The 11784-nt window shown below is 69.8% G+C and carries 8 protein-coding genes; 5 read left to right on the top strand and 3 right to left on the bottom strand.

Features of this window, described 5'->3' with window-relative positions:
• Positions 1-68: 68 nt before the first annotated feature.
• The gene (locus Pth03_RS10485; RefSeq protein WP_203943958.1) at positions 69-308 is read right to left on the bottom strand and encodes a hypothetical protein; all 240 of its coding nucleotides are present in this window, start codon (positions 306-308) and stop codon (positions 69-71) included.
• 156 nt (positions 309-464) lie between these two features.
• Here Pth03_RS10485 and Pth03_RS10490 point away from each other — a divergent pair, with 156 nt between their 5' ends.
• From Pth03_RS10490 to Pth03_RS10500, 3 genes are all read left to right on the top strand, one after another.
• On the top strand, positions 465-2504 hold the full coding sequence (locus Pth03_RS10490) for a hypothetical protein (protein ID WP_203943959.1): 2040 nt from the start codon (positions 465-467) through the stop codon (positions 2502-2504).
• Between the two features lie 90 nt (positions 2505-2594).
• Complete coding sequence (locus Pth03_RS10495; RefSeq protein ID WP_203943960.1) at positions 2595-2924, top strand: PadR family transcriptional regulator; 330 nt, start codon at positions 2595-2597, stop codon at positions 2922-2924.
• Positions 2925-2972: 48 nt separating this feature from the next.
• Positions 2973-4229, top strand: a complete 1257-nt coding sequence (locus tag Pth03_RS10500) for a hypothetical protein (protein WP_203943961.1) — start codon at positions 2973-2975, stop codon at positions 4227-4229.
• 54 nt (positions 4230-4283) lie between these two features.
• Here the strand turns inward: Pth03_RS10500 and Pth03_RS10505 are convergent, their stop codons facing one another.
• Positions 4284-5330 carry a DUF4331 family protein gene (locus Pth03_RS10505; RefSeq protein ID WP_203943962.1) on the bottom strand — a complete coding sequence of 349 codons (1047 nt, stop codon included), beginning with the start codon at positions 5328-5330 and terminating at the stop codon, positions 4284-4286.
• A gap of 90 nt (positions 5331-5420) precedes the next feature.
• The gene (locus Pth03_RS10510; protein WP_203943963.1) at positions 5421-6377 is read right to left on the bottom strand and encodes an alpha/beta hydrolase; all 957 of its coding nucleotides are present in this window, start codon (positions 6375-6377) and stop codon (positions 5421-5423) included.
• A 209-nt stretch (positions 6378-6586) separates the two neighbouring features.
• On the opposite strand from Pth03_RS10510, the gene Pth03_RS10515 reads away from it, so the two are divergent.
• Together Pth03_RS10515 and Pth03_RS10520 are read left to right on the top strand one after the other, a co-directional pair.
• Positions 6587-9289 (top strand): ATP-binding protein, encoded by a 2703-nt coding sequence (locus Pth03_RS10515; RefSeq protein ID WP_203943964.1) that lies wholly within the window; start codon positions 6587-6589, stop codon positions 9287-9289.
• Positions 9290-9764: 475 nt separating this feature from the next.
• Positions 9765-11756 carry a hypothetical protein gene (locus tag Pth03_RS10520; protein WP_203943965.1) on the top strand — a complete coding sequence of 664 codons (1992 nt, stop codon included), beginning with the start codon at positions 9765-9767 and terminating at the stop codon, positions 11754-11756.
• Positions 11757-11784: the final 28 nt, after the last annotated feature.

The raw sequence follows: 11784 nt of genomic DNA on the forward strand, positions 1-11784 counted from the left end.
CCCCAGCCGGATCGGCGACGGCGCGTGCGACAGATTGCGTAAATCGATATCGGCCTTCGAATGCGAATTCACTGATGGTTCTCATTGGAATTCGTTTCGTCGCCGCTTGCGATGCCGTCCACGTCAGGCGCGCAATCTTCACCGTCTCGCGCGACCTCCTCAGCGGCGATCGCCCTTCGGAGTTCGTCGAATGCGGTGACAACGGGAACGCAGGCGCGAATCAAGTGCGCGATCGCTCGTGGCAGGCAGGCGGCGGACACCACGACGAGACTGACATTGCTGAGAAACGTGAGGACACCGGCCGACATCTTGCCTCCAAAGCGCGGCAGAACTGGCTACCGCCATTGACGGAGCCAGGCGTGCCGGCCGTCCAGCGAACTTCCGCCCATATGGGGTGTCGCCGCAGGTGAGTGGCTTGTTCCGGATATCTGGACCGGATCCGGACCAGGGGCGAAAATGCGGGAGTGGAAGACATCGAAGGCGTCGGTGCTCGTGCCATATTCGGAGCGCGGTTGGCCGAGTTGGTCGATCTCGCGAATCTGCCACTGGATCGAATCGCCGCGCGCGCCAGCACGCGGAGGTCGCCTCGCGCCACCTGGAAGGTCGACGCGAAACGGATCAGCGACTGGAAACACGGTCGCCATCTGCCGCGATCGGACGCCGCTTTCATGGCGGTGATCGACATTCTCATCGAACACGCGGACAGGAACAGCCTGTTCTCCGAGGTCAGTCCTTTTCTCTTTTCGAAGGAGGCGTGGCGGGAGCGCTTGCGGGTGGCGCGAGCGGCGCCGGCGCCTGCTTCCATTCCAGAGGAGGATACCGACGGTCCGCCCGCCACGGATTTGAAGGTGTTGGTGGTGAACGCGCGGTACGAAGGCGACGTCGAAGACTCTCTGATCGAGACGGCGCAATATCTTTCCTCCCTGGTGACGATGTCCACAGGGAAGAGGCTCTTCGCCGCCGTTCCTTATGCCTTACGGAGCGCCGGCGACCTCGTCGAGGCGATCGACGAACATCGGCCGCAGATCGTGCACGTCGTCGGCGCTCGTCACGCACACTGGTCGCTCTTTGACGAGGAAGACGAGCCGCCACTGGCGGTGGACACGCTGCCGAGCATCCTGGGCACGCGACACCCCGTCCTACGGTTGATCGTGCTCGACACCATGCACACGCCCGACGACCTCGCGAGGGCCACAGAAGCCGCGGGATATGCCGTCAGCGTCGCCGAACACGGGTATGCGGAGACACGGGAACTGCTCGCCTCGCTCTATCGCTCGCTCTGCTTCGGCCTGCAGGTGCCGGCCGCGTTCACCGCGGCCAAGAAGTCTCTCAGTCCGCGCGGGGCGGAGAACTCGGCCGGTGTCGTGTTGCACGTCGGCCTGCACGCGATCGACCGCGTCCTGGTGAACACGGACGACTCGCACGGCACGGCCGATGCCATCGCTGTGCGGATCGAGGCCTATGCCACGCAGGCGGTCGGGAACGGCCTCGGCATCGGATATGAGGCCGACGAACGGGAGTCGGAAGTCATCGTCCGAGCCGTCGTGCCGTCGCTTCGATCCCAGGAAGACGGCGGCCTGATCGAGCCGGAGGACTACTGGTACTCGCCGTGGACGAACACGATGGCGTACCCCACTCTCGACATCAAAGTCACGAACAACACCGCCAAGAGCGTCCTCTTTCACAAAGCCGTTTTCGAGGTGGCGTCATCCAGAATCGACCGGCGCCCGGCGCTTGCCGTCTCGCGACGCGACGCGAGCAACATGAGTTTCGTGATCGACAATTTCGGCTGGGGCGCTCCGATGAACGGGTCCCTGGTGTTCGACATCGTCCCTGACGAGATGGACGAGATCGAGCCTCGCTTCCGCGTCGCGCTGACAGGGCCTGATGTCGACGTGAGCGACCACTTCCGGCAGGCAGGTGTGGACGTGGAGAGGCTCTCGCATCTTCTGCACTGGGGCAGCCGCAGCGGCGAATGGTACGGCCTGCCGAAGCACGGTCCATATGGCCGCCGCCCGAAAGACGTCCGGCCGCGTCTCAGCAAGGGCGAGAAAAGGTTCTTCGAAGACCAGAAGGTTCTTCATGAAGACGAGCTGAACGAGCTCCTCCGTGAAGCGGTCGGCCCTTTCCGGTCGGGGTACGGGCATCTGAAAGGCATCCTGGAATACGACCGTTTCGAACTGGACGGGTCACTCCGGCGGATGAGGAACCCCATTCACGTGCCGATCCGCGTTGGGGGTTTCGGCCCAGGGGCGCCTGTCCTTCCGACTCACTCATACGCCGTGGAACTCCTGCCGGAAGGGGATGAGTACTCCGTCTCCGTGCCGATATCCCAGGGAGTGAAGGCCGCGGAGTTCGATCGTTTCCTCATTCAGGTCGGCTGCCCCAAGTCCTCGGTTCATCGACTGTCGGTCACCCTGCATCACGGCAACGGCACGATCACCACCGTGCCCGTCTGTCTTGAGCTCTTCCATCCCCGCGAAACAGCGGTGTGGGCGCCCTGACGGCAGTGGCCGTCCTGGCCGCTGTGGCAACAGTCGCGCCCACAGGGGAAGGGGCTTGCCGATAACTCTATCTAGGTAGATATTGGAGTCATGGCACGTGCACGACGTCCCTCCCCGCAGACCGCAGCCGTCCTCACCGCCCTCGCCGAGACAGGCGCGGGCTGGAGTCACGGCTACGACCTGTGCCGTGCCCTCGGCCTGAAGGCAGGCACGGTCTACCCGATCCTCATCCGCCTCTTCGAGCGCGGGCTGGTGGAGACCTCCTGGGAGACCGACCCGCCGCGCGGCCGGCCTGCCCGGCACCTGTACCGGCTCACCACCGCTGGCGCCGAACTCGCGCGCGCCGTCGCCGTGCCGTCGCCTGCCGGCGACGCCGCACCCGCCCCAGGCGCGGCCCGGCTCGCGCCCAGGACCACCTGACCCGCGACCGCTCGACCCCCGGCCCGCCCTGCCGTTCGGAGGCCCTCGATGCTCGACTTCCTCCTCTTCCTGGGGGTACTCACGCCCGCGCCCCTACTCGCGATCGTGGTGCTCGCAGCCCGGATGCGTGGCGCCGTACGCCGGGGCGGTGCGGGGACTCTCGCCGTCCGCACCCGCGCAGCGTTGCAAGGCGGCACCCGACGGCCCGTGTGGCCGGTACTGATCGGCGTCGCCGCCGGTGCGGCGCTGCTCACCTTCGGCCTGGGGCGCGCGTACCTGGCCACGGTCACGAACGGCCCGCGCTGGGGCTTCGACGTGGTGCTGCTGTCCATCGTGCTCGGACTGCTCGCGGCGGCGGGGTGCGGCGGGCTCGCCGGCCTGGCCGCCGCCGCGGTGGCCCGCGCCCGCGGATTCGGAGCCGGAACCGTCGCCGGGCTGCTCGCCCTCGTCACCATCGCCGCAGGCACCGCGTCCGTGCACCTGCCGTTGCGCGCCGCCTACTTGGCGGCGCCCGGCGATTTTCCCGTCGTCGTGAACCTCGCCGGCGGCGACCTGCTCATACCGTTCGAGGTGTTCCTCGCCGCGCTGATCTGGGCCCTGCCGTGGCCCGTCCTCGGAGCCGCGCTCGGCGCCCGCGCCGAGACGGCGGGCCGCCGGCACGCCGTACGCGACGTCTGGCAACTCCTGCTCGACCTGGCCACCGCCGACCTGCCCGAGAACCGGTCCGCGTGGGGTGCCGCGCTGCGGTCCGAGCTCGCGGCGATCGACCCGCCGGCCGAGCGCCGCAGGTTCGCCTTCGGAGGGGCGTGGGCCGCGCTTCGGACCGGGCGGCCGCACGGCGCGTGGATACAGGCGGCCGGGGTGGCACTCCTCGTGGCGGGCGGGTCCTTCGCCGCCTCGCGCTGGTCGCTCGCGCATGACCGGGGCGGCATCCTCGGCTTCTGGGTCCCCGCCCCGAGCGCACTGCTGCTCACCGTCGCGCTCGCCACCGCCTGGCGCGACCGATCCTTCGGGTCGGGGCTGCGCGCCGGAGCTCTGGGTGGGATCGCGGCCCTGGTGGCAGTGATCGCCGTCGGCATTCCCGAGGCCGTGTTCTGGATGCGCGAGCGGGCCGGTTACCTGAGCACCGGCGACGCCGTCCCGCCGACGTGGCAGGCGGCGGTCCTCGACGTGCTGCGTCCGGAGTTCATCGTCGTCATGATCATCTTCTGGGCCATGGGTGCGGTCGGAGGCGCGGCACTCGGCGCGGGCCTCGGACGCCGGCGCGCCGGCACACCCGATGACCTCCCCGCGTCCGCCCGCTGACGCCGATCTCGCCCATGTGCGCGGAAAGATCGTCGTTACCGCCACATTGCGTGGTCAGGCGGCCGGAGGGACGTACGGGAACCGCGTGATCGGCTTGGCGGTGACGGAGTCCCTGGTCAGGCCGATGGTGAACGCGGTGTTGGTGGCGAGAGAGAACATGACGTCCGGAGCGTTGTCGGTGAGGGATCGTCCGTTCAGCTCGTTGTAGCCGTACGTCGCCGAGGTGCCGACCGTGTAGGGCAGCACGTCGGGAAGAAGCTTCGCGGCGACGGCCTCGCCGTACGCCTGCGGGTCCTGGGCGGTGCCGTAGGCGGCGACGACCGCGGCCACCCTGTCGGTGACGATCGCGCCGTAGTTGACGGTGTCGTCGGCGGGCCGGGTGGCGTTGAGCCGGTTGCCGAGTTCCTCGTCGTACTGCGTGAGCAGCGGGTGGATCATCGGGTGCCCGGCCCGGTTGATCTGGCGCCAGCCGCCGGCATCGGTGGCCAGGTTGGCCACGGCCCACACGCCGATCCGCCTGTCGGCTCCGGCCGCGGAGAGCAACTGGTCGTCCGGTACTTCGAGGACGATGGAATACACGGTTTGCCCGGCGAACAGGTTCTTCGCCTCGGCCGGGGTCCACGATGACAGGTCGGCCCGGGTGCCGTCGGTGAGCGCGTGGCCTATCGCGTGGAGCACGTCGGGCTCGATCCAGAAGGGGTCGCCGGCCTTGCCGGCCCACAGCCGCAGCCCGTCCTCTGTGGTGACGGTCTCGCCGGTCACACCATGGGCGATCACCGCGCCCTCGGCATCATGGTCGGTCGCTTCCGCGCCGGTCAGACGGTGCAACCGCAGCGTCTGGGAGCCGTCAGCGCCCATCTCGCCGAAGGTGAACCGGTAGCCGAGGTCCTCGACCGCGTCCCCATTTGTGTCGATCTTGAACTCGTACCGCGCCTCCGGGTGGCAGCCCGCAGGGACCTGGTGGCCGGTGACCTCGGTGGCGATGGAGTGGTTGACGTTCATCACGAACACCGTGGCCTGCTCCCCGCGGAACACGTACAGATCGCTGATGTCCAGCCGAACGTCCTTGCGCGCGTTGGGAGAGTCGAGATGGTGCGACATTTCTGTTCCCTCATACATGTGAGACGGAGCCGCGGGCGTAGCGGCTTCGCGATTTTCAATGAGCCGCCCACGGCGGCGACATGGGAGTCGTCAGGCGTCGACGCGCAGCGCCTCGCGGAGCACGCCGACCGCCTGCGTGATCGCGGCCCTCGCGGCGTTCGTGTTGTGCAGCGCGTTCAGCATGACGAAGTCGTGGATGATGCCCTCGTACCGGACGGCGATCACGGGCACACCGGCCTCGCGCAGCTTGGCCGCGTAGGCTTCGCCCTCGTCGCGCAGAACGTCGGCCTCCCCGGTGATCACGAGGGCGGGCGGAAGTCCCTCGAGGTCGCCCACGGTGGCTCGCAGCGGCGACGCCGTGATCTCGGCGCGCTGGGCGGGGTCGGTCGTGTACTGATCCCAGAACCACTGCATGACGTCCCGACGCAGGAAGTAGCCCTCGGCGAACTGCTTGTAGGACTCGGTGTCGAAGTTGGCGTCCGTCACGGGATAGAACAGCACCTGCTGGACGAATTCGACCCCGCCGCGCTGCTTGGCCAGCAGCGTCACGGCGGCGGTCATGCCACCGCCGACGGAGTCTCCGGCGACGGCGATGCGGCTCGTGTCGAGGTCGTGCTCCGCCCCGCTCTCGGCGATCCACCGGGCGACGGCGAAGGACTCCTCGATCGCGGTCGGATACTTCGCCTCGGGCGACAGGCTGTAGTTCGGGAAGACCACCGCCGCGCACGTGCCCACGGCGAGGTCGCGGATGAGCCGGTCATGGGTGTGCGCGTTGCCGAAGACCCAGCCGGCGCCGTGAATGTAGAGGATCACCGGCAGCGGGCCGGTGCTGCCCTGCGGGCGAAGGATCCGCACCGAGACCTCGCCCGACGGGCCGCCGGGAATGACGGTGTCGACGATGTCCACCGCCGGCTTGGCGATCTCGCTCGACTGCACTTGGTCGACGGCCCTCCGGCCCTCGACGGGGCCCAGGTCGGACAGGTACGGCGGGGCGGCGGTCGCCTCAACGAAAGCCTGGGCGGCGGGCTCCAGTACGGGTTTGGTCATGACTGTCCTTCTTTCCGATAGTTCGCGACGAGGTTAGACAGCCATCCCTGTGCGGTGCATGCGTCGGACGACTGACAGTGGCAGCGCCCGCATGGCCGTACGACTTAACGCCTATACGTACCCTGAAAGGGACGCAGGCCTCATCTACGCTTGGGCGCCTTGGAAAGGGGCAGCCGACAGATCGGCGTGCATGCGAGGGGAATGTGGTCATGCTTTTCGGGCGTGAACACGAGATGAAGGTGATCGAAGAGCTTCTCGATCAGGTCGGTGATCGCGGGAGCGCACTGCTCCTGCGCGGCGAGCCGGGGATCGGCAAGTCGGCTCTGCTGGGGGCCGCCGCGTGCCAGGCGGGGGCGCGCGGAACGACTGTGCTGAGCGCGGCGGGGGTTCAGAGCGAGACGCACCTGCCGTTCGCCGGTCTGCACCAGTTGTTGTGGCCGATGCTGGACTCGGTGGACGAGCTGCCCGCCCCGCAGCGCGAGGCCTTGCTGAGCGCCTTCGGGGTGGCCGAGACCGGCCCGCCGGAGTTCTTCCTGATCGCGCTGGCCGCGCTCAACCTGCTCGGAGAGGCGGCGGCTCGGCGGCCGCTGCTGGTGACGATCGACGACGTGCAGTGGCTGGACATCCCCACCATGGACGTGCTGGGGTTCGTCGCCCGGAGGGTGGCATCGGAGCCCGTCGTGCTCCTGATGGCGCTGCTCGACCCGTACGCCACCCGGCCGGCCGTCTGCGGGCTGCCGGAGATGTGCCTGACCGGCCTGGACCAGGCCGCATCCGAGGCCCTGCTGGACGCGCGGCCGACGCGGCTGTCGCCCGGGCTGCGCCGGCGGGTGCTGGCCGAAGCGGCGGGCAATCCCCTCGCCCTGGCCGAACTCCCGCTGACGGCGGACGAGGAGCCGCTCGCGGCGAATGCGAAGCTCCTGCCGCTCACGGTCCGGCTCGAACGGGCGTTCGCCCAACGTGCCACCGATCTGCCCGCCGTCACGCAGACGCTGCTTCTGGTCGCCGCCGCCGACGACGGGGGGAAGCCGGCCGACGTGCTGGCCGCCACCGCCGCCGTCACCGGAATGCCCGCGACCGCCTCGGCCCTGGACCCCGCCGTACGCGCCGGGCTGGTGGAGGCCGGCCCGCTGGCCGTACGGTTCCGCCACCCGCTCATACGGTCGGCGATCTACCAGATGGCCGGGCCGGGGCAACGGCTGGCGGCGCATGCCGCGCTGGCCGAAACGCACGCCGCGGACCCCGATCGCCGGGCATGGCATCGGGCGGCGGCGAGCGGCCGTCAGGACGAGCGGGTGGCCGCCGAACTGGAGGCCGTGGCGGACCGGGCGCGGGCGCGCGGCGCGATCAGCGTGGCGGTGGAGGCGCTGCACCGGTCCGGGGAGCTCAGCGAGGATCCCGCGCTCCGCGGCGAGCGCCTGCTCCGCGCCGCGGAGTTGGCCTTCGAGCTGGGCGGCCGCGACCTCGCAGGTGAGCTGCTCGGACATGTCCAGCCCGGCGATCTCGGACTGGTGGAACGGGCCCGTCTCACCTGGCTCCACGAGATGCTCGAAGAGGGTCCGAGCGAAGGGGCTCCCCGGTCGCGGCGGCTGGTCGAGCTGGCCGCACGCTGCGAGGCGGAAGGCGCCGGGTCTCTGGCGCTGAACTTCGTCCGCGCGGCGGCTCTGCGCTGCTGGTGGTCCGATCCCGGCCCGAAGACGCGCCTGGGCGTCGTCGCCGCGGCCGAAAGGCTGCACGTGGACGGCGATGATCCCGAGCTCCTCATGATCCTGGCCTCGGCGTCCCCCGTGGAACGCGGGGCGACGGTCATCGAACGGCTGTCCAAGCTCCACGCCGACGCGGACCCCATGGCCACCCGGCTCCTCGGCATGGCCTCCACCTTCGTCGGCGCCTTCGACCTGGCGACCGGGTTCCTCACGACGGCGATCGCCGGGCTGCGCGCCCAGGGCAGGCTCGGCCTGCTCGCCCAGACACTCGTCTCGCATGCGTACGTGTCGGTCCGGCAGACGGACTGGACGGCGGCGATGTGCGCCGCAGAGGAGGCCGAGCGGCTGGCCCGCGAGACCGGCCAGCCGCGCTGGGCGGCGGCGGCACGGGTCACCATGGCGTTGCTGTCCGGGCTGCGCGGCGAGTGGGACGCCGCCGGATCCTTCGCCGCGGAGGCCGAACGGGTGCTCGTCCCCATGGCGAGCAGCGCCGACCTGGCGTTGCTGCAGATGGCCCGCGGCGTGACCGCGCTGTGCGCCGGGCAGCACGCCGAGGCGTACGGCCACCTGCGGCGGATGTTCCGGGTCGGCGACCCGGCCTACCACCCCGTCATCCGCTGGTGGGCGGTCGACGATTTCGCCGAAGCCGCCGCCGGCGCCGGCCACGCCGAGGAGGCGAGGGCGGCGTTGGCGGAGCTGGAAAAGGCGGCGGCCCTGACCCCGTCGCCTCTCCTTCACGTGGGTCTGCGCCACGCTCATGCGGTGCTCGCCGACAGCGACACGCTCTACCAGGCCGCCCTCGACGCCGACCTGTCCCGCTGGCCGATGGCCCGGGGCCGCCTGCTGCTCGCCTACGGCGCGTGGTTGCGCCGGCGGCGGCGCGTCGTCGAGTCGCGCGTGCCGTTGCGCGCGGCCCGGGAGGTGTTCGACGCGCTCGGCATGCCGCCTTGGGCTGAACGGGCCCGCCAGGAGCTGCGCGCCTCCGGCGAGGCCGCCGACCGCCGTGACCCGGCGGCCTCCGACCGGCTCAGCGCACAGGAGCTCCAGATCGCCCGGCTGGCCGCGGACGGGCTCTCCAACCGGGAGATCGGCCAGCAGCTCTATTTGTCACACCGCACGGTCGGCACCCACCTCTACCGGATCTTCCCCAAGCTCGGCATCACCTCGCGCGCCCAGCTCCGCGAGGCACTCGACGGCCAGCCCTGACCGCACACCGTCAGTCCGCCATGAGCCGGTCGCCGGGCAGGAGTTTCCGTATGTGCGTGGCCGGCTTCGCCGAAAAGGCATTCGCTCAGCACCATCTCGACGCACGCGACGGAAAATCGCGAGAGGAACGGCCTCCAGTCGTTTCGCAGCGGGCCGCCCGGATCGAACCGGTAAATCACCCGAGGGTCGGCGAGCAGGGGCGATTCGACCGGCACGGCCTCCGCGACCACCGCCTGATTCTCGCAGCCGTCCGACGGGCGCCACTCCTCGGCAAAACGGCGTAAGAACGCCCAGGCCTTGTCTTTGTCCTGAACTCCGGCCGCGAGTTCAGCGGAGAGATCGCACCGGGAAATCCTACGAGATGGTCACCATTTGATGTATCAACCGGCCATCTCCGTTTTTGTCGCTGGCGTGTCCTAGTATGCAATCTCCCGTGCCTTGATCTTCAGGCCGGTCTCAACGCGGGGAGTTCTATTTGTCACGCAAGCGCACTTTCACGGCCGCGACCACGCTCGCGGCCTTACTCGGCTCGGCCGCACTGATCACAGGTACGGCGGGGGCCGCGGCAGCCGACTCCAGCAAGGTCCTGCCGCTGAGCTCGTTCGGCGACATGGTCGTGGACGGCCTCCACAAGAAGATCTTCGTCAGCGACCCGTACAGCGGAAAGGTCGTCGCCACCGACTACGCGGGCACCGTCCTGGGCACCGTGACCGGCCTTCCCAAGGTCCACGGCCTCGCATTGTCCGCGGACTCGGGGCAGCTCTACGCCGCCGTGCCCGGCGACCACGCCATCGTGTCCGTCGACACCGGAACCGTCACCCCGACCGCCCGGTACGCGACGGGCGACGCCACCAGCCCGGAACACCTCGCCCTCGCGGGCGGCAAGGTCTGGTTCGGGTACGGCGAGGGCGAGGCGGGCGACCTCGGTTCCCTCGACCTGTCGGGCACCGAGCCCGTGGTCGTTCTGGGGCAGGACGGCGACAGCGGCTGGCGCGCCGCCCCGGTGCTCGCCGCCACGCCGGGCGCGCCCGGCGTCCTGGCCGCCGGCGACCCGTTCAACTCGTCGAACACGCTCGCCGTCTACGACGTCACGAGCGGTACGGCGACCCGTACGGCACTCGCCCACCCGGGGTATGAGCGGATCGCGGACCTCGCGCTCACCCCCGACGCCGGCCGTCTCATCACGGCCGGCCTGGGGGACACGCATCGCGTCTGGCAGACGTCGGACCTCACCGCGGAGAGCCCGTACCCCACCGAGTTCTTCCCCAACGCGGTCGCCGTCGCGTCCGACGGCACCGTCGCGGCGGGCAGCGACACTCCGTACGACCCCGACGTGTACGTCTTCACGGCCGGTTCCACAAGCGCCGTCCGCCTCTACGACTTCCCCGACACGAGCCCCTCGATCAGCGGCGCGGACAGCCTGGAGGCCGAAGGCCTGGCCTGGGAGCCGGACGGAGGACGCCTGTTCGCGGTGTCCCGGAACTACGAAGGCGTGCACTCGCTGCGGGTGCTCACCGAGCCCACCATGTCGGTGCCCACCCTGACGGTCACCGCGCCCGCGACGGCCACCCGCGCCAAGCCGCTCACCGTCAAGGGCACGCTCACCGCGACCCTTCCGCTTCCGGCGGGGACGCCGCTGGCCGTCACCCGTACCGACGCGGAGTCCCCGGCGGGCAGGTCCCTCGGGACGAAGACCCTCGGCGCGAACGGCGCGTTCTCGTTCACCGACACCCCGCCGGCGGGAGGCAAGGTCACCTACAAGGTGTCCTACGCGGGTGACGCCACCCACACCCCGGCCTCCGCCTCCGCCTCGGTCACCGTGTCCCGCGCGACCCCCGCCCTCACGCTGAACCGCAACGGCAGCGTGTACGCCTACGGCACGGACGTGTCGTTCACCGCGCACCTCGGCACGACGTACAAGAACCGGACCGTCGAGATCTGGGCCGACCCGTACGGCTCGGACCGGCCGAAGAAGCTGGTGAAAAAGGGCACGGTCAACTCCAAGGGCAACCTGTCGGTCACCCTGGACATGACGCGCGACACCTCCGTCACCGCCGTCTTCTCCGGCGACTCCCGCTACGCGCCGAAGTCGGTGAAGTCGACCGCGTACGCCCGGGTGAGGATCTCCACGTCGGTCTCCCGGCATTACAAGACCGGGAAGATCGGCTCCACGGCGTACTACTACTTCCACAAGAGGACGTCGCCGCGGTTCACCACGACGATGTCCTACTACAAGGGCCGCTCCCAGCGGTTCCAGGTGCAGGTGTACGTCGGCGGCAGGTGGTACGACGCCGCCTGGGAGTACTTCCGGCTGAGCACCAGCGGCAGGTCCACCGTCACCCTCGGGGCGCCGGGCGCATCCGGCATCCGCGCCCGCGTGCGCTCGTCGTACATCAACGAGTCCTCCGGCGACAACGTCAACAGCACGACCCACGGGGCCTGGAAGTACATCTACTTCTCGAACTAGCCCGTCATCGTGCGTGAGGGCCCGGATC

Origin of the sequence: Planotetraspora thailandica, assembly GCF_016863335.1 — a bacterium.
Classification (GTDB): domain Bacteria; phylum Actinomycetota; class Actinomycetes; order Streptosporangiales; family Streptosporangiaceae; genus Planotetraspora; species Planotetraspora thailandica.

What these genes read in the sequence shown, in the direction of transcription:
- Pth03_RS10485 (WP_203943958.1), bottom strand. Translation starts at nt 308, where the DNA reads ATGTCGGCCGGTGTCCTCACGTTTCTCAGCAATGTCAGTCTCGTCGTG.
- Pth03_RS10495 (WP_203943960.1), top strand. Translation starts at nt 2,595, where the DNA reads ATGGCACGTGCACGACGTCCCTCCCCGCAGACCGCAGCCGTCCTCACC.
- Pth03_RS10500 (WP_203943961.1), top strand. Translation starts at nt 2,973, where the DNA reads ATGCTCGACTTCCTCCTCTTCCTGGGGGTACTCACGCCCGCGCCCCTA.
- Pth03_RS10505 (WP_203943962.1), bottom strand. Translation starts at nt 5,330, where the DNA reads ATGTCGCACCATCTCGACTCTCCCAACGCGCGCAAGGACGTTCGGCTG.
- Pth03_RS10510 (WP_203943963.1), bottom strand. Translation starts at nt 6,377, where the DNA reads ATGACCAAACCCGTACTGGAGCCCGCCGCCCAGGCTTTCGTTGAGGCG.
- Pth03_RS10515 (WP_203943964.1), top strand. Translation starts at nt 6,587, where the DNA reads ATGCTTTTCGGGCGTGAACACGAGATGAAGGTGATCGAAGAGCTTCTC.